The organism is Streptomyces sp. NPDC052107 (genome assembly GCF_040680215.1).
Classification (GTDB): domain Bacteria; phylum Actinomycetota; class Actinomycetes; order Streptomycetales; family Streptomycetaceae; genus Streptomyces.
In genome coordinates this window covers 198,080-218,690 of record NZ_JBFAWG010000002.1, presented here as the reverse complement: position 1 = coordinate 218,690, position 20,611 = coordinate 198,080, and the positions used below count along the sequence as shown (strand labels likewise).

Here is a 20,611-nt window from a genome sequence, read left to right as displayed (position 1 = left end):
CGTACGACCGGAGTACGCTCGGCTCCATTTACACGGTGGGCATTCGTTCGCACACACTGGGTGATGGCGTACGAACGTACGAAAGCCGCTCACCGTGACAGGTGAACGGCTCGTACGACCCCTGACCTCCGGGCCGCCGTCGGGGACGGATCACCCTGACGGTGGAAGCGGTGGTCACCCCACCGAGGAGTAGGCGACAACTCCCCGCAGCAACTGGTCGACGGCCTTGCGCGCCGCCTTCGTCACGGTCGACCCCTCCACGGGAGCCGCCGCCGAGATCTGGCCCAGAACGTCGATGACCTGCTTGCACCAGCGCACGAAGTCCCCCGCGGGCATGTCCGCCTCGCGCAGCACCTCGTCCAGCCCCTTGCCCGAGGCCCACATGTACGCGGCCCAGGCGAAGCCGAGCTCCGGCTCGCGCTGCCCGACGCCCTCGGTCTGGTTGATCCGGAACTCCTCCTCCAGACCGTCCAGCCGGCCCCAGATCCGGACCATCTCACCGAGCGCGGCCTTGGCCTTGCCGGAGGGCACCTTGGGCGCCATCGCGTCGTCGCCGACCCGGGCCTCGTACACCAACGCCGAGACGCAGGCGGCGAGTTCGGCCGGGCTGAGCCCCTCCCAGACCTGCTCGCGCAGGCATTCGCTGGCCAGCAGGTCGAGTTCGCCGTACAGCCGGGCCAGGCGCTTGCCGTGCTCGGTGACCTCGTTGCCGCGCAGGTAGTCCAGCTCGGTCAGCAGGGCCACGATCCGGTCGAAGGTCCGCGCGATGGTGTTCGTCCGGCCCTCGATGCGGCGCTCCAGCTGCGAGGTGTCGCGCAGCAGCCGGTGGTAGCGCTCGGCCCAACGGGCGTGGTCCTCACGGTCGTTGCAGCCGTGGCAGGGATGCGCGCGGATCGCGGTCCGCAGCCGGGCGATCTCGCGGTCGTCGGCGGCCTGCGAGCGCTTCTTGCGGGCCCGCTCCGGCGGGATGTGCCCGGCCTTGGTGCGCAGCGCGGAGGCGAGGTCCCTGCGGGACTGCGGCGAGCGCGGGTTGAAGGACTTCGGGATCCGCATCCGGTCCAGGGGCTCGACCGGCACCGGGAAGTCCATCGACGCCAGCCGCTTGACCTGCCGTTCGGCGGTCAGCACCAGCGGGCGCGGACCGTCGAGGTGGTCAAAGCCGCGGTGGCCGTTGGAGCGGCCGGCGGGCAGACCGGGGTCCAGCACCAGGGCCAGACCGGCGTACTTGCCCGTGGGGACGTGGATGACGTCGCCCGGCTTGAGCCTCTCCAGGGCGCTGGCGGCCTCGGCACGCCGCTGGTTGGCGCCCTGCCGGGCCAGCTCGGTCTCCCGGTCCTTCAGCTCGCGGCGCAGCCGCGCGTACTCCTCGAAGTCGCCGAGGTGGCAGGTCATGGAGGCCTTGTAGCCGGCCAGGCCCTCCTCGTTGCGCTGCACCTGGCGGGAGATCCCGACGACCGACTTGTCGGCCTGGAACTGCGCGAAGGAGGTCTCCAGCAGCTCGCGGCTGCGGTGCCGGCCGAACTGCTCGACCAGGTTGACCGCCATGTTGTACGACGGCTTGAAGCTGGAGCGCAGCGGGTACGTGCGGGTGCCCGCGAGACCGGCGAGGTGCTCGGGGCTCATTCCGCGCTGCCAGAGCACGACCGCGTGGCCCTCGATGTCGATGCCCCGGCGGCCGGCCCGGCCGGTCAGCTGGGTGTACTCGCCCGGCGTGATGTCGGCGTGCTGCTCGCCGTTCCACTTGACGAGCTTCTCCAGCACCACCGAGCGGGCGGGCATGTTGATGCCGAGCGCGAGGGTCTCGGTGGCGAACACCGCCTTGACCAGGCCGCGTACGAACAGCTCCTCGACGACCTCCTTGAAGGTCGGCAGCATGCCCGCGTGGTGGGCGGCGATGCCGCGCTCCAGGCCCTCCAGCCACTCGTAGTAGCCGAGGACGTGCAGATCCTCCGGCGCGATGTGCGCGGTGCGCTCCTCGACCAGGGCGCGGACCTGTTCCCGCGCCTCCTCGTCGTTCAGCCTCAGGCCCGCGTACAGGCACTGCTGGACGGCGGCCTCGCAGGCGGCGCGGCTGAAGATGAACGTGATGGCCGGGAGCAGGCCCTCGGAGTCCAGGCGCTCGATGACCTCGGGCCGGCCCGGTGTCCACACGCGCGAGCGCTGTCTGCGCTCGCGCTCCCGGTCGGCCTCGCGCATCGCGCGGCCGCGTCTGCGGTCCTGGTACGACGGCCGGGTCGCCTCCATGCGGGCGAGGCGGGCGAGGTCGGGGTTGACGGCCTTCTTGTGGCCCTCGCCCTCCTCGAACAGGTCGTACATCCTCCGTCCGGCGAGGACGTGCTGGAACAGCGGCACGGGCCGGTGCTCGGAGACGATCACCTCGGTGTCGCCGCGGACGGTGTCCAGCCAGTCACCGAACTCCTCGGCGTTGGACACGGTCGCGGACAGTGACACCAGCGTCACCGACTCGGGGAGGTGGATGATCACCTCTTCCCAGACAGCGCCGCGGAAGCGGTCGGAGAGGTAGTGCACCTCGTCCATGACCACATAGCCGAGGCCGAGGAGGGTCTGGGAGCCGGCGTAGAGCATGTTCCGCAGGACCTCGGTGGTCATCACGACCACCGGGGCCTCGGAGTTCACGCTGTTGTCGCCGGTGAGCAGGCCGACCTTGCCGGTGCCGTAGCGGCGGCACAGGTCGGCGTACTTCTGGTTCGACAGCGCCTTGATGGGTGTCGTGTAGAAGCACTTCTTGCCCTGCTGCAGGGCGAGGTGGACGGCGAACTCGCCCACGATCGTCTTGCCCGAGCCGGTGGGGGCGGCCACCAGTACGCCCTTTCCCGTCTCGAGTGCCTGGCAGGCCTCGATCTGGAAGGGGTCGAGGCCGAAGTCGTACATCTCGCGGAAGGACGCGAGCGCGGTGGCCTGCTCGGCTGCCCGCCTGCGGGCTGCCGCGTACCGCTCGGCCGGAGAGAGGTCCTCTGTCATCGTGCTTTCGAGCGTACCGGGCCCCACTGACAACAGGACGATCATTATCCGGAACGTGGGCTGATCGACAAAGCCGGATGCCCCCGTCCATCAGGGCGGGGGCATCCGGCGTGGTGCGGTGAGGGGCGGGCTCAGGTCACGTCGTCGTAGCCGTTGACCCGGTCCGTGCCCGCCTGCTCGGGCAGGGCCCGGCTGGCCGCGACGGGCTCGATCTCGCCGATGTCCTCGGGGGTGAGGTCCAGCTCGGAGGCCTCGTCGTCGGCGGGACCCGCCGCCTCGCGTCGGGCCCGGCGGCGGTCGTTGAGCAGCGAGAAGGCCACGGCGATGAAGAACAGCGCCCAGATCGGCGCCGCCAGCGCCAGCATCGTGCCCGGGTCGGGGCTGGGCGTGGCCACGGCCGCGAAGGCGGCGATGCCGACGATCATGCCGCGCCACCAACCGAGCATCCGCCGGCCGGACAGGATGCCGGTGAGGTTGAGCATCACCAGCAGCAACGGCATCTCGAAGGCGAGGCCGAACACGACCACCATGCGCGTGACCAGGTCGAGGAGCTCGTCCAGCGGAAGCAGGTTCTCCGTACCGCTCGGCGTGAGGTCGACCAGGAACTTCGCCGTCACGGGCAGCACGTGGTAGGCGAGGTAGCCGCCGACCAGGAAGAGCGGGAAACCGAGACCGACGAACGCGTAGGCGTACTTCTTCTCGTGCCGGTGCAGGCCCGGTGCGACGAACGCCCACAGCTGGTAGAGCCAGACCGGCGCCGCCAGCACGACGCCGGCCGTCAGCGCGGTCTTCAGGGCGAGAGTGAACGGCCCCAGCAAACCACTGACCGTGATGTGCGCGCAGTGGGCGTTCTTGCTCTTGGCCAGCTGCCCGAAGGTCTGCCCGCAACCGACCGAGTCGAGCACCGGCCGGGTGATGAAGTTGATGATGTCCTTGTAGAAGAAGGCAGAGATCACCGCGACGACGACGATCGCCAGGACGCCCTTCGCGAGCCGGTTGCGCAGCTCACGCAAGTGATCCGCGAGCGGCATCCGCCCCTCGGGATCCTTCTCCTTATTGCGGGCAGGCTTGGGCAACCCACATCCTCATCTCGTGCAGCGGACCGGATGCCCCGGTCCTCGCGTCAGCGCTGGGTCGTGTCCGTCGGCTCGTTGACCGGCCGGGAGCTGGTCACGTCGCCGGGCGCCGCCTGGATCGTGCGCTGAGCCGGGGTCTGCTCCTCGGCGGGCTGGGCGGGGGTGGAAGACTGCTTGCCTTCGTCCTTCATCGCCTTGGCCTCGCTCTTGAGGATGCGCGCGGACTTGCCGAGCGAGCGCGCCATGTCCGGAAGCTTCTTGGAGCCGAACACGAGGACGATCACCAGAACCAGGAGCACCAGGTGCCACGGCTCAAGTGCGTTGCGGAACATAGTCTTCACCTTCTCACTGAGGCGGGGCGGCGGGGCTGTGTCCGGCCGGTCGGACATGTGTCCGAGCATCGTGCTGGCAGCGATCGTAACGCCCGGGGGTGAACGTAGGACAATCCCCGTGCGTACTCCCACTCCCTCTGCGGACCGCGCCTCGTTGTCCGGGCCGCGATCGCCAGCGTACCTGGACGTGCCGGTCGGATGACAGGGCGAAGTGACCCAAAGCGCACGGTCTTGGAGGTATCACAGCGCATCCACGGCACGGCCCGCGCTGACCGCAGCCCGCTCCAGGTCCTCGGCCGCCCGGTTGATCCGGCGCGCGGAGTCCGCGACCTGCTGCCCGAGACGCCGTGCCTCCAGGAAGACCCGGACGGCGAGCACCCCCAGCACCGCGAGACCCAGGAAACCCACCGCTACCGCGAACATCGGCCAGAACATGACGTCGAGACTAGACCGTGGAGTGCAGCCGCAGCGTGCGGACCCCGCCACCGGTGAGCAGTTCGACGATGCGCTCCCCGGCGGGCTTGCGGACGGCGGCCCCGCACTCGGGGCAGGTGAAGGAGTAGAACGTCGTCCGGCTGGTGGCCCCGATGGCGAGGCGCAGCGCGCTCGCGGCTAGCTCGAAGCGGCCCCGGCAGTCCGGGCAGCCCGCCTTGAACACCACGGGGACCACTCTCTTCATCCCGGCGAAGGCGGCCGCCACCGTCATCTCACCCGCACGCTCGCTCACAGCCCTCGCTCCTTGTCCTGGTCGTTCGCCAGCGATCGCCGTCTTCGTCCGCGGCGCCGTCGTGGCCGGTCGCGTCCCCCCAAGTTCTCGGCTTCGCTCGAACCCGGGACGACCCCCATCGCGGCGGGGCCGCACGTCACACACGGCCCGGCGCCCCTTCGGAGCGCCCGCTCACGCCCCGGCGCTCTCCGGTTGCGCCGCGTCATACGCAGCCAGCGCCTCGGCGGCCGCTCTGCGGGCGCTGTCGGCCAGCTCCGGTGGGGAGACGATCCGGCCGTCGCCGCCGAGCCGCAGTGCCAGCCGGCGCAGGGAGGCCGGATCGGGGGTGCGCAGAGTGATACGCAGCCCGCCGTCGGGAAGCTCATCGGCGCTGTCGTGCGGGTAGTACTCGGCCACCCAGCGGCCGCCCGGGCCGACCTCGACCACGACCTCCGGGTCCTCGGCGGCCGGCTGCACCAGGGCCACGGAGAGGTCGCGCAGCTCCATCTCGGGCGGCGCGGACGGCTCGTCCAGGATCCGGATCTCTGCGACCCGGTCGAGCCGGAAGGTGCGCCGCGCCTCGGAGCGGCGGCACCAGGCCTCGACATAGGTGTGGCCGACGCTGACCAGGCGGATCGGGTCGATCTCGCGCTCGGTGACCTCGTCGCGGGCCGGGGAGTAGTAGCGGATCCACAGCCGGCGGCGCTCGGAGATCGCCCGGTCGACGTCCGCGAAGACCCCGCCCTCGGACTCGAAGGTCACCGACAGCCGTGCGCTGGCGCCGGCGGCCTCACCGGCGGCGGCCTCCACCTTGGCCGTCGCCCGCAGCAGGGCCTGACGGTCGCCCTCGCGCAGGCCCGGCAGGGTCGAGACCGCCCGGGCGGCCACCAGCAGCGCGGTGGCCTCGTCCGCGGCCAGCCTGAGCGGCTCGGCCGCCTCCTCGCCGAGCGCGGCCGGGTTGTGCCACCAGATCCGCTCGCCGTCGGTGTCGATGTCCAGCAGATCGCCGCCGCGGAAGCTGGTGCCGCACATCGGCAGCAGATCGAGGTCGGCGACCAGCTCGTCCTCGGTGATGCCGAACGCGCGCGCGACATCCGCGATCCGGGCGCCGGGGCGCTCCCTGAGGTAGGTCACCAGGGAGAGCATCCGCCGGGTCTGGTCGATGGCGTTCACGGGCCTGACCGGTTTGCCTGCCACAGTCCTGCTCCCCTCAGCCCTTGGCCACGGCACGCAGCCGGTCCACCACGTCCGCGCGCAGCTCGGCCGGCTCCAGAACCACCACGTCCGGCCCGAACTCCACCAGCCAGGCGTCCAGGCCGTGCCCGTACGGAATCTCCAACTCGTCCCAGCCGTCGCCGAGTTCCCGCACCCGGCCGGCCTTCGCCCGAAGGGGGTAACCGGCCCCGGCACGCAGCCGGATCAGCGCCGTACCGTCGGCGATCTCGCCCGCCCAGCTCGCCACGGTCTCGCGCACGGTGACGACATCGGGCACGGCAGCGGTGAAGCCCGTACCGCGCGAGCGGACCCGGCCGGTGATCCGGGACAGCCGGAAGACGCGCTCGGCACCCCGGTCCCGGTCGTAACCGGCCAGGTACCAGTGCCCGCGCCAGCACTCCAGCGCCCACGGCTCCACATGCCGGGGCTCGGGGCGGGCGGCGGAGGCCTTGCGGTAGTCGAAGACGACCGGGCGGCGGTCCCGGCAGGCCAGCATCAGCGGCTCGAAGGCGGCCTCGTGCACCGGGATACGCGGCTCCAGGGCGCCGTGCGCCTCGTAGGGGTCGACGTCCTCGGGGAGCCCTGCGGCGCGCAGCTTCTGCAGGGCGCCGCTGGCCGCGCCGGCGAGGCGGGCCTGCTGCCACACCTTCGCGGCGAGACCGAGCGCCGCGGCCTCCTCGGCGTCCAGGGTGATGGGCGGCAGCCGGTTGCTGTCGCGGCGGGCCAGATAACCGACCTCGCCGTCCAGGTTCTCCACGGTCGCGATGACCAGGCCCAGCTCGCGCAGATCGTCCTTGTCCCGCTCGAACATCCGGTTGAAGGAGTCGTCGGAGCCCGCCGCGCCCTTTTCCGGCCTGGAGGCCTCGACGTACGCCTCGATGGAATCCCGCAGCTCGCGCTTGCTGAGTGGCCGCCGTGTGCCGAGCAGACACAGCGCGAGGTTCATCAGCCGCTCGGCCTTGGCAATGGCCATCGACGCCCTTCGCCTTTCCTATGGTGCTTCCGACCGATGACCGTACCGCTCCCGGGTGCGGTGGCAAAAGCCGAGGGCCCATGCCCGGGCAGGCATGGGCCCCAGGTGATCGGAACCGGTCGGACACGGCCGGTCGATCAGGTGTGGATCCCGTGTGGACCGACAGGGGATCGCGCAAGCGATCAGACGCCCAGCAGGTCCACCACGAAGATCAGCGTCTCGCCCGGCTTGATCGCGGGGGTCGGGCTCTGGTTGCCGTAGGCCAGGTGGGCGGGGATGGTCAGCTGGCGACGGCCGCCGACCTTCATGCCCTGCACACCCTGGTCCCAGCCCGCGATGACCCGGCCCGCACCCAGCGGGAAGCGGAACGGAGTGCCACGGTTCCAGCTGGCGTCGAACTCCTCGCCGGTGCTGAAGGCGACACCCACGTAGTGCACGGTGACGTTCTGGCCCGCCTGCGCGACCGGCCCGTCGCCCTCCCAGATGTCCTTGATCTCGAGGTCCGCCGGGGGCTCGCCGCCCGGGAAGTCGATCTCGGGCTTCTCGATGTTCACGTCAAAAGCTCCTGCGTGTGTACGACACGAAACGCGGACAGTCTTTCATCTCCGCAGGCCCGCCGCCCGCCATGGACACCGGCTTCCTTCGCCCGCAACCGACGGCACCGGCTACATCGCCGCGAGGATGTCCACCGTGAACACCAGCGTCGAACCCTTCTTGATGACACCACCGCTCGGCGGAGTGTCGCCGTAACCCAGCTCCGGCGGCACCACGATCAGCACCCGGCTGCCCACCTTCTTGCCGACCAGACCCTGCGCCAGACCCTTGACCGCCTGCTGCATCTGCTGCAGCCCGAACTGGCTCAGCCTGCCCGAGCCGTACGTCCGCTGGAAGGTCTTGCCGCTGTCCCACACCAGCCCCTGGAACTGGCACAGCACCGTCTGGTCCGCCTTCACCTCCGGACCGTCGCCCTCAAGGACGTACGTCGACACCAGCTTCTTCGGCGGGGCCGTCTTCGGGACGGTGACCTTCGGGACGTTGCCGTCGGTGTTCGTGGCCACCTTGGGCAGCGCGGCGTCGCTCTGCGCGACCTGCCGGCCCTTGGCCGAGCTCTTGGAGTTGAACGAATCGATCAGGTCGACGACGAACACCAGCGTGTCCGTGCCCTTGATACCCGCCTGCGGATTGCCCGACGTGCCGTAACCCCAGGTCGGCGGCACCGCCATCAGCACCCGGCTGCCCGTCTTCCTGCCCGCCAGCCCATACCGCCAGCCGTCGATGATGCTGCCCTGGGCCAGCTGCATCACCAGGGGACGCTTGCGGTCGTAGGAGTTGTCGAAGACCTTGCCCGTGTCCCAGATCTGACCCAGGTAGTTCGCCTGGACGAAGTCGTTCTCCGCGACCGTACGACCACTGCCCGCGATCACCGTCTTCACCGTCAGGTTCTTCGACGGCTCACCCGGCCCCTTGGCCACGGTCGGCTTCTCACCGAACTTCGTGCCCGCCGTGATCGCCGGCAACGGCCCGTCCACGATCTTCGGCGGAGGTACCGTCGACACCGACGGCGACGGCGAGACACCGGCCTTGCTGGAGCCGGACTTGCCGTCACCGCATCCGGCGAGCGTGACCAGTCCTGCGGGAACGGCGGCGAGGAGAAGTGAACGTCGGCGCACGGAAGAGCCTCGTAATCGATCGATCTTGCGGATGGCGTGCGCGCAACTCTACGACGCGAGAAGGGCGCCGTACGGGAAACGTACGACGCCCGTGTGGCGTTCCGGCATTTCACACCCGAAACGCTTGACTCACCCGCTTTCGACTACATTCCGGCGATCAACTTCTCCACCCGGTCGTCCACCGAACGGAACGGGTCCTTGCACAACACGGTGCGCTGCGCCTGGTCGTTGAGCTTCAGATGCACCCAGTCGACCGTGAAGTCCCTGCGCTGTTCCTGTGCCCGCCGGATGAAGTCACCGCGCAGCCGCGCCCGAGTCGTCTGCGGCGGAACCGACTTGCCCTCGAAGATCTTCAAGTCGTTGCAGATCCGGGCCGCCTGACCCTTCTTCTCCAGCAGGTAGTACAGGCCACGACGACGATGGATGTCGTGGTAGGCGAGGTCTATCTGAGCGACCCGCGGATGCGACATCGTCATGTTGTTCTTGGCCCGGTACCGCTCGATGAGCTTGTACTTCATCACCCAGTCGATCTCGGTGGCGATCCGGTCCAGTTCCTCGGTCTCGATCGCGTCCAGCGTACGGCCCCACAGCTCCAGGACCTGCGCGACCGTGCCGGTGCGGATCCCCCGGCGGTCACAGAAGTCCACGGCCTTGTCGAAGTACTCCCGCTGCACCTCCAGCGCGGATGCCTCCCGGCCGCTGGCCAGCCGCACCTTTCGCCGGCCCGTGATGTCATGGCTGACCTCGCGGATCGCCCGGATCGGGTTCTCCAGCGTCAGGTCACGCATCACCGTGCCCGCCTCGATCATGCGCAGCACCAGGTCCGTCGCGCCGACCTTCAGCAGCATCGTCGTCTCGGACATGTTCGAGTCACCGACGATGACATGCAGCCGGCGGTAACGCTCGGCGTCCGCGTGCGGCTCGTCACGGGTGTTGATGATGGGCCTCGAACGGGTCGTCGCCGAGGACACGCCCTCCCAGATGTGCTCCGCGCGCTGACTCACGCAGTACACGGCACCGCGGGGGGTCTGCAGCACCTTGCCTGCGCCGCACAGCAGCTGCCGGGTGACCAGGAACGGGATGAGGATGTCCGCGAGCCGGGAGAACTCCCCGTGCCGGGCCACCAGATAGTTCTCGTGGCAGCCGTAGGAGTTGCCCGCCGAGTCGGTGTTGTTCTTGAAGAGGTAGACGTCGCCCGCGATTCCCTCCTCGTGCAGGCGTCGTTCCGCGTCCACCAGGAGTCCTTCGAGAATGCGCTCGCCGGCCTTGTCGTGGGTGACCAGTTCGATCACATTGTCACATTCGGGGGTCGCGTATTCCGGATGTGAGCCCACGTCGAGATAGAGCCGGGCGCCGTTTCGCAGAAAGACATTGCTGCTGCGGCCCCATGACACGACACGGCGGAAGAGGTACCGCGCCACCTCGTCAGGAGACAGGCGGCGCTGTCCCCTGAACGTGCACGTGACGCCGTACTCGTTCTCCAGCCCGAAAATGCGGCGGTCCATGAGTGAACATTACGCCCGATCCCCCGAGCTGAAACGGGGTTCGGCAGCACGATTTGGATCATTTTCCGATGAAGACGCAACGACCCCGCCCCGCGCGGGAGCTGCGAGGACCCGCCCCGTGGCGAGCAGCACCAGCAACGACACCGCCCCCGCCGCACCCGGAACGGCGAACCCCCACACCGTGCCACCGGCCTGGACCACAGGCCCCGCCACGCCCGTACCCACCGAGGCACCCACGGTGAACGTCGTCACAAGCCAGGAGAACGCCTCGGTGACCGTACCGCTCGGCGCATGCCGGTCCACGATGATGAACGCACAGGCGATACACGGCGCGAGGAACACCCCGGAGAGCACCGAGAGCAGCACCATGGCCGGCGCACCCGGCGTCAGCATCAAAGGCAGGTAACACACCGCCAGAAGGGCCACGAGCGCGCTCAGTCGCCGCTCCGGCGAACCACCCCACCGACGGGCCCCGTACACCGTGCCACCGACCAGCGCACCCAGGCCCAGCCCCGCCATCATCCAGCCGTACACCGCGTCACCGCCATGACCGTCGGCGTACGACACCGACGCGACCGTGATCGAGCCCAGCGCGATGCCCACGAACAGGAACGAACCGAGCAGGACCAGCAGACCCGGCGAACGCAGCGCACCCAGCCAGTGCGCCTCACGCGGCGCCGACCGCCACGCGCGCGAGGGCGGCGACACCACCACCGAGAGCGCACCCAGCACCCCCAGCAGGTTCAGCACGAGCAGGGCGGCACGCTCGTCCCACAGGGACACGCACAACGTCACCAGCAGCGGCCCCACCGTGAACATGATCTCCTGCGCGATCGCGTCCATGGCGTACGCCGTGTGCACCTGCTCCTCCCGGCGCAGCACCGACGGCCACAGCGCGCGCAGGCCCCCCTCCAGCGGCGGCGCGAACAGACCGGCCGCCGCCACGGCCGCGTACGCCGCCGGCAGCGGATCGGTGCCGGAGAACGCGAAGACCGCCATGGACAGGGCCGCGAGCACCGCCGCCGGCAACTGGACACGCGGCTGACCGTGCAGATCCACGAGACGGCCCAGCACCGGCTGGCCCACGGCGTTGGCGACGCCGTACACGGCGGCGAGGGCACCCGCCAGGCTGTAGGTACCGCCCTCGGCACGGACGAACAGCACCAGGGCGATCGCGGCCGTTGCGTTCGGCAGCCGCCCCACCAGGGTGCCGGTGAGCAGCCGCAGCGCGTGCCGCGCCCGGAGTATCTCCAGATATCCCGTGGCCATGTGCGCCCTCCAGCCTCAAGTTTTACGTATAACGTCCCCAGTCATACGTACCATGTGCGCTGTTCGGAGGTCCAGACGAAAGGGCAGGCCCACGGTGGCACGCAGCAGCACGCGCCCGACCAGCCGGGACGTCGCCCAGGCCGCCGGGGTCTCCCAGGCCGCCGTCTCACTCGTCCTGGGCGACAAATGGCGCGGCCGAGTCTCCGAACCTGTCGCCGAGCGGGTCCGCGAGGCGGCCCGGGAACTGGGCTACCGGCCCAACCTCGCCGCCCGCAACCTCCGCCTCGGCCACACCCGCACCGTCCTGCTGGTCGTACCCGCCCTCACGACCGAGTTCTTCGCCGGCGTCTACACCGGCGCCGCACGCGTGGCGGCCGACAATGGCTTCGGAGTCGTCCTCTACCCCTCCCCCGAAGGCATCGGCCCCGCCCGCGACCCCTTCGCCTCCGCACAGTCCGCCCTCGACGGTGTCATCGCCTCCTCCATGGCCGCCGACGCCCTCACCGCAATCCGCGGCGACCAACTGCCCCTGGTCATGCTCGACAGCGACCCCGGAGGCAGCCTCGGCGCCGCCACCGTCAACCTCGACATCACCGACGGCATCCGCCAGGTCACCGAACACCTCCTGGACCTCGGCCACCGCCGCATCCTCCACCTCGCCGCCGACGTGCCCTCCTGGACCTTCGAGATACGCGCGCGTGAACTCGCGACACGCATGGCCGCCGTACGGGGGACGGAGGTGCGTACGGCCCGGGCCCCGATCTCCATCGAAGGAGCCCTCACCGCGACCGAGGCCGCGCTCACCACACCCGGCCCCCGGCCCACCGCCGTCGTCTGCGACGACGACAAGCTGGCCGCCGGCGCCTACAAAGCCCTGCGCCGCCTCGGCCTGCGCATCCCCCACGACGTCTCGGTCACCGGCGTCGACGACCTCGGCCTCGCCACCGCCATCGACCCCGAACTGACCACCGTACGACTGGACGCCGAGCTCTTCGGCGAACGCGGCATGCAGGCCCTCCTCGCCGTCCTGGAGGGCCGGGAGCCGGAGAGCGGGGACATCCCGGTCGAACTGGTCGTACGAGGCTCCACGGCCCCGCCACGCACCGCCTAGCCCCCCCGCCGCCCTACGGGAACGCCGTGTGCCCCGGCCAGAAGTACGGCCGGGGCACACGGGAACAGGCAAGGGCGACGGATCACTCCTCCTCGGAGTCCTCCTCCACGGAACTCTCCGCCTCGGTGGCCGCACCGTCCGCCGCCAGCAGACGCGCCAGCTGACGGCCCACGATGCGCTTGAACTTGCGCTTCTGCGGACGCGTACGATCCAGCACCGCCACCTCGAGACGCTCCGCGGGAATCTCCCGCTCGCTGCCGTTGGTGTCGCGCGACAGAGCCTGCACCGCCAGCTTCAAAGCCTCCGCCAGCGACATCCCGTCACGGTGACGCTGGTCCAGGAAGCTACTGATCTGCTCGGCATTGCCACCCACCGCGACCGAGCCGTGCTCGTCCACGATCGACCCGTCATGCGGCAGCCGATAGATCTGGTCACCCTCCGGGGTCTCCCCCACCTCGGCCACCACCAGCTCCACCTCGTACGGCTTCTCAGCGGCCGAGGAGAAGATCGTGCCGAGGGTCTGGGCATAGACGTTCGCCAGACCACGAGCGGTCACATCATCACGGTCATAGGTGTAACCCCGCAGGTCGGCGTAACGGACACCACCGATGCGCAGGTTCTCGTACTCGTTGTACTTACCGGCGGCCGCAAAACCGATCCGGTCATAGATCTCGCTGAACTTGTGCAGCGCACGGGACGGGTTCTCACCGACGAACACAATGCCGTCGGCATACTGCAGCACGACCAGGCTACGGCCACGGGCGATGCCCTTCCGGGCGTACTCCGCCCGGTCGGCCATGGCCTGCTGAGGTGAGACATAGAACGGCGTCGACACCGGTTATCCGTCCCTTTCTGTCATGGTCACTGGATCACCTTCATAAGAACCGGGGCCCGCACTCAGAGCAGGGCGGCCTTCGGGCCGTCCGGCTCCTCCAGGCGCTTCTGCAGCACCGCACGGGCGATCTCGGAGGACTCCTCCCCCGTCAGCCGGCGGAAACCGTCCTCGGTGATCACGGTGATGATCGGGTAGATCCGGCGGGCGACATCGGGACCACCGGTCGCCGAGTCGTCGTCAGCCGCGTCATAGAGGGCCTGCACCACCAGCGTGGTCGCCTGCTCCTCGGACAGATCGTCACGGAACAACTTCTTCATGGCACCCCGGGCGAAGATCGAGCCGGAGCCGGTGGCCGCGAAGTTGTGCTCCTCGCTGCGGCCGCCCGTGACGTCGTAGGAGAAGATCCGCCCCTTCTCGCGGTCCAGGTCATACCCCGCGAAGAGCGGCACGACCGCCAGACCCTGCATCGCCATGGCCAGGTTCGACCGGATCATCGTCGACAACCGGTTCGCCTTGCCCTCCAGCGACAGCTGCGCACCCTCGACCTTCTCGAAGTGCTCCAGCTCCAGCTGGAAGAGCTTGACCATCTCCACGGCGAGACCGGCGGTGCCGGCGATGCCGACGGCCGAGTACTCGTCCGCCGGGAACACCTTCTCGATGTCCCGCTGAGCGATGATGTTGCCCATGGTGGCGCGACGGTCACCGGCCAGCACCACGCCCCCACGGAAGGTCACGGCCACGATGGTGGTGCCGTGGGGCGCCTCGATCACGCCCTGCGTGGGCGGCAGCTGCCGGTTGCCGGGCAGCATCTCGGGCTGGTGCTCGGACAGGAAGTCCATGAAGGAGGAGGACCCAGGCGTCAGGAAGGCAGCTGGTAGACGCCCGGTGCCACGAGTATTGGCTTCCACAAGTTTCCTTCCAGGTAAGCAACGGCACGACGGCCAACGTCAGGGTCGTCTCGCAACTTGCCGATGGCCGAATTGCAGTTGAAGCACAGTACGCCACGGACCCTACCCGTCTTGTGGCAGTGATCCACATGTGCGGGCGGGGCAGCCGGGCAGATCGCACAGAGGCCTCGCTGGGAGGCGATCAACGCGTCACGCTCGGCTTCGGTCAGGCCGCAGTCGCGCTTGAGATGATGCTGCCGACCCTTTATCGCCTCGCAAAGGGTTGCCAGAACGACCGAGGCGCTACTGTTCCGCGTCCACTCGCTGTGCGGTTTGATCTCGCCGCAGGTACGGCAGTACTTGTGGCCCGGTGGTACTGCCACACTCGGCCGAACGTTGCGCCCTTCGGCCACTTGCCGCTGCTGGTGGTACACCGCCGCGCACCTACGGCGATAGACCTGCAGCCCGTCGCGCATCGCCTTGTTCCGCGCGAACGCTGCCCGCGGCTTGTGCTGCTTGCACCGCGAGCAGCGCTTCACGCCTTCGTCGCTTTCCAAGCCAGACTCCCCCGGCACCTTCGATTCGAAGGCTATTGGCCGCCTTTCTGCACGAAGCTACGAACGAAGTCCTCTGCGTTCTCCTCCAGGACATCGTCAATCTCGTCCAACACGGAGTCCACGTCATCGCTCAGCTTCTCGTGCCGCTCCTTGAGGTCCTCCGAAGCCTGCGCGTCCTGCGCCTGCTCCTCGACCTCTTCGGTAGCGCGCGTCGCCTTCTGCTGGCCGCCGCCGGTGTCCTTCGTCGCCATAACCCTCACCCCGCTCAGTTCGCCTGCCGATCGGTGATGATCAGACCCTACAAGCCGGGTCCGACATCGGCCCCGCAGTTTCTCCAACGTACGGGGGCCATCTCGATGATTCCCGGGCGGCGGGATTTCCACCCTGCCGCCCGGGCCGCACCGAGTCCCCCCCTTGTCCGCTCACCCGCCTGACAGGACCCTGACCAGGTCTTCTGCGGTGCGGCAGCGGTCCAGCAGTTCCTTGACGTGATTTCGCGTTCCGCGTAGTGGTTCCAGGGTTGGAACGCGCTGGAGGGAGTCGCGGCCGGGGAGGTCGAAGATGACCGAGTCCCAGCTCGCCGCCGCGACGTCGTCGGCGTACTGCTCCAGGCAGCGGCCGCGGAAGTAGGCGCGGGTGTCCTCCGGCGGCTTGGTGCGGGCCCTGTCGACCTCGGACTCGTCCAGGAGGCGCTTCATGCGGCCGCGGGCCGCGAGGCGGTTGTAGAGGCCTTTCTCGGCGCGTACGTCGGCGTACTGGAGGTCGACGAGGTGGAGGCGGGCGGCGTCCCAGTCGAGGTTGTCGCGGCGGCGGTAGCCCTCCATGAGTTCCCGCTTGGCGACCCAGTCCAGTTCGCCCGCCAGGCTCATGGGGTCGTTCTCGAGCCGCGTGAGGGTGTCTTCCCAGCGGGTCAGGATGTCCTTGGTCTGGTCGTCGGCGTCCGCGCCGTAGCGCTCCTCCACGTATTTGCGTGACAGCTCGTAGTACTCCATCTGGAGCTGGACGGCTGTGAGGGTCCGACCACTGCGCAACGTGATCTGGCGTTTCAGGGACGGGTCGTGGGACACCTGGTGCAATGTCCGTACCGGCTGGTCGACGGCCAGGTCGACGGCGATGAAGCCGTCCTCGATCATGGACAGGACCAGGGAGGTCGTGCCCAGTTTGAGGTAGGTGGAGATCTCGGAGAGGTTGGCGTCGCCGATGATCACGTGGAGGCGGCGGTATTTCTCCGCGTCCGCGTGGGGTTCGTCGCGCGTGTTGATGATGGGGCGCTTGAGCGTGGTCTCGAGGCCGACCTCGACTTCGAAGTAGTCGGCGCGCTGGCTGATCTGGAAGCCGTGTTCGTGGCCGTCCTGGCCGATGCCGATGCGGCCGGCGCCGGCGAAGACCTGGCGGGAGACGAAGAAGGGGGTCAGGTGGCGCACGATGTCCGAGAAGGGGGTTTCCCGCTTCATCAGGTAGTTCTCGTGTGTGCCGTAGCTGGCGCCCTTGTTGTCGGTGTTGTTCTTGTAGAGGTGGATGGGCTGGGCGCCGGGGAGCTGGGCGGCTCGTTCGGCGGCTTCGGCCATGATGCGTTCGCCGGCCTTGTCCCAGAGGACGGCGTCGCGGGGGTTGGTGACCTCGGGGGCGCTGTATTCGGGGTGGGCGTGGTCGACGTAGAGGCGCGCACCGTTGGTGAGGATGACGTTGGCGAGGCCGATGTCCTCGTCGGTGAGCTGGCTGGCGTCGGCGGCTTCTCGGGCGAGGTCGAAGCCTCGTGCGTCCCGTAGCGGGTTCTCTTCCTCGAAGTCCCAGCGGGCCCTGCGGGCCCGGTGCATCGCCGCCGCGTAGGCGTTGACGATCTGGGACGAGGTGAGCATGGCATTGGCGTTGGGGTGGCCGGGGACGGAGATCCCGTACTCCGTCTCGATGCCCATTACTCGCCGTACGGTCATGCGGCCCTCCTTGCCCGGCGGCACCCTCGGTCGTGGGCGCCGCTCACGTACCGCTGGCTCTCCGGTGCGTGTGCGGTGCCCGTCCCCGCACTGCGCGATTCGGCGGTAGGAACGAGCCTAGAACGCCTTTGCGCTGGTGGGGAGATCATTTGCGTCATTGGCTGCTCCGGTCGTGGCCTGAAAACGCGAGGGCTGCGGGTACCCGGTGAGGGCACCCGCAGCCGCCCTGGTGTTACAGGTACTGACCGGTGTTCGCCACCGTGTCGATGCTGCGTCCGGTGTCCGCGCCCTGCTTTCCGGTGATGAGGGTACGGATGTAGACGATCCGTTCGCCCTTCTTTCCGGAGATGCGGGCCCAGTCGTCGGGGTTGGTGGTGTTGGGGAGGTCTTCGTTCTCCTTGAACTCGTCCACGCAGGCCTGGAGGAGGTGGGAGACGCGGAGGCCCTTCTGGTTCTTTTCGAGGAAGTCCTTGATCGCCATTTTCTTGGCGCGTCCGACGATGTTTTCGATCATGGCGCCGGAGTTGAAGTCCTTGAAGTAGAGGACTTCCTTGTCGCCGTTGGCGTAGGTGACTTCCAGGAAGCGGTTTTCCTCGGATTCGGCGTACATCTGCTCGACCGCCGTCTGGATCATGCTCTGGACGGTGGTCTCCTTGCTGCCGCCGTGCTCGCTGAGGTCGTCGGCGTGCAGCGGGAGGCGCTCGGTGAGGTACTTGCCGAAGATGTCCTTGGCGGCTTCGGCGTCGGGCCGCTCGATCTTGATCTTCACGTCGAGGCGGCCGGGGCGCAAGATGGCGGGGTCGATCATGTCCTCGCGGTTGGAGGCGCCGATGACGACCACGTTCTGCAGGCCTTCCACGCCGTCGATCTCGGCGAGCAGCTGGGGGACGATGGTGTTCTCCACGTCCGAGCTGACGCCGGAGCCCCTGGTGCGGAAGAGGGACTCCATCTCGTCGAAGAAGACGATCACGGGGGTGCCCTCGCTGGCCTTCTCGCGGGCACGCTGGAAGACGAGGCGGATCTGCCGCTCGGTCTCACCGACGTACTTGTTGAGCAGCTCGGGGCCCTTGATGTTGAGGAAGAAGCTCTTGCCTGCGGCTTGGCCGGTGACCTCGGCGACCTTCTTGGCGAGTGAGTTCGCGACGGCCTTGGCGATGAGTGTCTTGCCGCAGCCGGGGGGGCCGTAGAGCAGGACGCCCTTGGGTGGGCGCAGCTCGTGCTCCTTGAACAGGTCGGGGTAGAGGTAGGGCAGCTCGACCGCGTCGCGGATGGCCTCGATCTGGTTGCCCAGTCCGCCGATCTGTTCGTAGCCGATGTCCGGGACCTCTTCGAGGACGAGTTCTTCGACCTCGCTCTTGGGGACGACTTCGTAGACGTAGCCGGAGCGGGGTTCGAGCAGGAGGGCGTCGCCGGCGCGGATGGTGATGCCGAGCAGTGGTTCGGCGAGCCGTACGACCCGTTCCTCGTCGGTGTGTCCGAGTACGAGGGCGCGCTCGCCGTCCTCGAGGATTTCCTTGAGGGTGACGATGTCGCCGACGCGCTCGAACTCCATGGCTTCGACCACGTTGAGCGCTTCGTTGAGCATGACTTCCTGGCCACGCCGCATGTCGTCGAGGTCGACGCTCGGGCTGACGTTCACCCGGAGTTTGCGGCCGCCGGTGAAGATGTCGGCGGTGCCGTCCTCGTTGGCCTGCAGGAAGACGCCGAAGCCGGCGGGCGGCTGGGCGAGCCGGTCGACCTCTTCCTTGAGGGCCACGATCTGGTCGCGGGCCTCGCGGAGGGTGTTGGCCAGCCGTTCGTTCTGGGCGGACACGCCGGCCAGGTTGGTCTGCAGCTCGACGATCCGCTCTTCGAGAATCCTCGTGTGTCGCGGAGAGTCGGCGAGCTTACGTCGCAGGACGGCGATCTCCTGCTCAAGGTAGGCGATCTGCCCGGCGGGGTCGTCGGACCCTCGTCCCGGGCGGATGCCGCGGTTCATGTCGTCGTCGTGGGCTGCCACGGTCCTCACCTCCTCCAAGGGGAGCTGGACGCTTCCAGACCCTACCTGGGTGGGTGTCGATTGAAACCCCTAGATCACAGAGACTGTCAAGGTGTGTCGTCGGTCACCCGTTGCGCTCTCCCTCGCACGGAGGGGATACCCACTCAACGTGATAGGGAAGCAGCTTGTTCCGGGCATCGCGTGGTCAAAACCCTTCAGGAGCGGCCGGAGTTGTCCACTCCGGGCGGGTGGGCCCGGAGGTGGGCAACACACAGGGCGCTCGCGTGTTTCATCACGCAGAGCGACGGTTCGGGCGGAGGGGGTCACGGTCGGCCTGGCTTGAAGTGGTGGGTGCCGTGGCCGGGGGCGTCTCTGTCCTGATCGAGCGCTGGTACCCGAGGGGGCGGGGGTGGAAACCCGGTGCCGGTGGGACGTGGCCGGATTGCGGGCGGAGGTAGGGTCGGGGGTGTTCAACAGCCGCTGGTGCGGACCCGGCTGGCCCTGGTGGTGCCGGCTCCGCCCGGCGTACCGACGGCAGGAGAGGTGACCGTGCAGCAGGAGGCCCCGGGCGGGGAGGCGCTGGAGGTCTGGATCGACCAGGATCTGTGTACCGGTGACGGGATCTGCGCCCAGTACGCCCCTGAGGTGTTCGAGCTGGACATCGACGGGCTGGCCTATGTGAAGGGCGCGGACGAGGAACTGCTGCAGGCGGTGGGTGCGGCGGCGCCGGTGCCGTTGCCGCTGCTGGCGGATGTGGTGGATTCGGCGCGGGAGTGTCCCGGCGAGTGCATTCATGTGCGCCGGGTTTCGGACAGGGTCGAGGTGTACGGGCCCGACGCGGAGTGAGTCCGGGCCGGGCCCCGGGTCAGACGCTGTGGGCGTCGGCGGGGGTGGAGCGGATGAACGAGGTGCCGTTCCAGTGCCACTTGGTCGGGGTTTTCAGGTCGGGGCAGCAGTTGGGGACGGCGTCGGAGGAGTAGCCGAGCAGGGTGGCGCCGACGGTGCCCGCGTGGATCGAGAAGTCGGTGACGGTGAGCCGGTCCTTGGGGTCGACGAGGGTGGCGACCACGCGTGGTTGGTCGCTGTCGGTGGAGCGGGTGAGGACGTAGACGCCGTCGGGCGGTGTGCCCATGGCGGAGTCGCAGTGCACCACCGCGACGGTTTCGGGTCTGCCGTCGCCGTCCAGGTCTCCGGCGGCTTTCTTGGCGACCACGGCTTTGACGGGTCCGCACTGCAGGGGGAAGTCCACGCCGGTGGTGCCGGGCGGTGCGATGGCCGCGGGGGCGGACTTGTTGTGTGTGCCGCCCGCGGCCTGGGCGGCCGTGGCCGATCCGGGCTGTACGACGGAGGAGAGGGCGACGACGCCGGCGACGGCCGTGGCGGTGGCGACCCAGTGGATGGGCCGGGTCTGCGTGTGGGCGAGCTCCGGAACGGCGGATTGCTGCACTAGGAGTGTCTCCTGTGAGGGCTGTGCCGGTGGGGGTGGCCAGCATGGTGCCACACGTCACAGTGCGGGGGAACGGCGGGGTCGGGGATTCCCGCAGGCGGGGGCCCGCGCGCGTGACGGGCGTACGAGACGCG

General features: G+C 68.9%; 20 protein-coding genes. 2 read left to right on the top strand and 18 right to left on the bottom strand.

The annotated features are described in order from the left end of the window. Positions 1-174: 174 nt before the first annotated feature. From AB0M27_RS02885 to AB0M27_RS02835, 11 genes are all read right to left on the bottom strand, one after another. The gene (locus tag AB0M27_RS02885; RefSeq protein ID WP_365717230.1) at positions 175-3,027 is read right to left on the bottom strand and encodes a DEAD/DEAH box helicase; all 2,853 of its coding nucleotides are present in this window, start codon (positions 3,025-3,027) and stop codon (positions 175-177) included. A gap of 86 nt (positions 3,028-3,113) precedes the next feature. Then, positions 3,114-4,058: a twin-arginine translocase subunit TatC gene (gene tatC, locus AB0M27_RS02880; protein WP_365717228.1), complete on the bottom strand. Its 945-nt coding sequence runs from the start codon at positions 4,056-4,058 to the stop codon at positions 3,114-3,116. Positions 4,059-4,105: 47 nt separating this feature from the next. After that, complete coding sequence (gene tatA, locus AB0M27_RS02875; protein ID WP_365717227.1) at positions 4,106-4,390, bottom strand: Sec-independent protein translocase subunit TatA; 285 nt, start codon at positions 4,388-4,390, stop codon at positions 4,106-4,108. A gap of 240 nt (positions 4,391-4,630) precedes the next feature. Next, complete coding sequence (locus AB0M27_RS02870) at positions 4,631-4,825, bottom strand: hypothetical protein (protein WP_356311310.1); 195 nt, start codon at positions 4,823-4,825, stop codon at positions 4,631-4,633. Positions 4,826-4,835: 10 nt separating this feature from the next. Next, positions 4,836-5,096, bottom strand: coding sequence for a hypothetical protein (locus tag AB0M27_RS02865; RefSeq protein ID WP_365717519.1), 261 nt, complete (start codon positions 5,094-5,096; stop codon positions 4,836-4,838). Positions 5,097-5,288: 192 nt separating this feature from the next. After that, entirely contained in the window at positions 5,289-6,293 is a 1,005-nt protein-coding gene (locus tag AB0M27_RS02860; protein WP_365717225.1) for a WYL domain-containing protein, read from the bottom strand. A 13-nt stretch (positions 6,294-6,306) separates the two neighbouring features. Next, on the bottom strand, positions 6,307-7,284 hold the full coding sequence (locus AB0M27_RS02855; RefSeq protein WP_365717223.1) for a WYL domain-containing protein: 978 nt from the start codon (positions 7,282-7,284) through the stop codon (positions 6,307-6,309). 182 nt (positions 7,285-7,466) lie between these two features. Beyond that, the gene (locus tag AB0M27_RS02850; RefSeq protein ID WP_351804217.1) at positions 7,467-7,838 is read right to left on the bottom strand and encodes an FKBP-type peptidyl-prolyl cis-trans isomerase; all 372 of its coding nucleotides are present in this window, start codon (positions 7,836-7,838) and stop codon (positions 7,467-7,469) included. 111 nt (positions 7,839-7,949) lie between these two features. After that, complete coding sequence (locus tag AB0M27_RS02845) at positions 7,950-8,954, bottom strand: FKBP-type peptidyl-prolyl cis-trans isomerase (protein WP_365717221.1); 1,005 nt, start codon at positions 8,952-8,954, stop codon at positions 7,950-7,952. 143 nt (positions 8,955-9,097) lie between these two features. Further along, positions 9,098-10,459: a Pup--protein ligase gene (pafA, locus tag AB0M27_RS02840; protein ID WP_365717219.1), complete on the bottom strand. Its 1,362-nt coding sequence runs from the start codon at positions 10,457-10,459 to the stop codon at positions 9,098-9,100. Positions 10,460-10,468: 9 nt separating this feature from the next. Then, entirely contained in the window at positions 10,469-11,728 is a 1,260-nt protein-coding gene (locus tag AB0M27_RS02835; RefSeq protein WP_365717217.1) for an MFS transporter, read from the bottom strand. A 94-nt stretch (positions 11,729-11,822) separates the two neighbouring features. Here AB0M27_RS02835 and AB0M27_RS02830 point away from each other — a divergent pair, with 94 nt between their 5' ends. Beyond that, positions 11,823-12,839 carry a LacI family DNA-binding transcriptional regulator gene (locus AB0M27_RS02830; RefSeq protein ID WP_365717215.1) on the top strand — a complete coding sequence of 339 codons (1,017 nt, stop codon included), beginning with the start codon at positions 11,823-11,825 and terminating at the stop codon, positions 12,837-12,839. An 82-nt stretch (positions 12,840-12,921) separates the two neighbouring features. Here the strand turns inward: AB0M27_RS02830 and prcA are convergent, their stop codons facing one another. The 6 genes from prcA to arc form a co-directional block, all read right to left on the bottom strand. Further along, complete coding sequence (prcA, locus tag AB0M27_RS02825) at positions 12,922-13,674, bottom strand: proteasome subunit alpha (protein WP_365717213.1); 753 nt, start codon at positions 13,672-13,674, stop codon at positions 12,922-12,924. A 62-nt stretch (positions 13,675-13,736) separates the two neighbouring features. Then, a complete protein-coding gene (gene prcB, locus AB0M27_RS02820) occupies positions 13,737-14,582 on the bottom strand; it encodes a proteasome subunit beta (protein WP_365717211.1) in 846 nt (281 codons plus the stop codon). Next, positions 14,534-15,118 (bottom strand): endonuclease VII domain-containing protein, encoded by a 585-nt coding sequence (locus AB0M27_RS02815; protein ID WP_365717209.1) that lies wholly within the window; start codon positions 15,116-15,118, stop codon positions 14,534-14,536. The genes prcB and AB0M27_RS02815 overlap by 49 nt, the downstream gene beginning before the upstream one ends. A gap of 32 nt (positions 15,119-15,150) precedes the next feature. After that, positions 15,151-15,369 (bottom strand): ubiquitin-like protein Pup, encoded by a 219-nt coding sequence (locus tag AB0M27_RS02810; protein ID WP_023551933.1) that lies wholly within the window; start codon positions 15,367-15,369, stop codon positions 15,151-15,153. A 171-nt stretch (positions 15,370-15,540) separates the two neighbouring features. After that, positions 15,541-17,052 (bottom strand): depupylase/deamidase Dop, encoded by a 1,512-nt coding sequence (gene dop, locus AB0M27_RS02805; protein ID WP_365717207.1) that lies wholly within the window; start codon positions 17,050-17,052, stop codon positions 15,541-15,543. 232 nt (positions 17,053-17,284) lie between these two features. Next, positions 17,285-19,051, bottom strand: a complete 1,767-nt coding sequence (gene arc, locus AB0M27_RS02800) for a proteasome ATPase (protein WP_365717205.1) — start codon at positions 19,049-19,051, stop codon at positions 17,285-17,287. Positions 19,052-19,573: 522 nt separating this feature from the next. On the opposite strand from arc, the gene AB0M27_RS02795 reads away from it, so the two are divergent. Then, positions 19,574-19,876 carry a ferredoxin gene (locus AB0M27_RS02795; RefSeq protein ID WP_356311329.1) on the top strand — a complete coding sequence of 101 codons (303 nt, stop codon included), beginning with the start codon at positions 19,574-19,576 and terminating at the stop codon, positions 19,874-19,876. A 19-nt stretch (positions 19,877-19,895) separates the two neighbouring features. On the opposite strand, the gene AB0M27_RS02790 is transcribed toward AB0M27_RS02795, so the two are convergent. Then, positions 19,896-20,477 (bottom strand): hypothetical protein, encoded by a 582-nt coding sequence (locus tag AB0M27_RS02790; protein ID WP_365717203.1) that lies wholly within the window; start codon positions 20,475-20,477, stop codon positions 19,896-19,898. Positions 20,478-20,611: the final 134 nt, after the last annotated feature.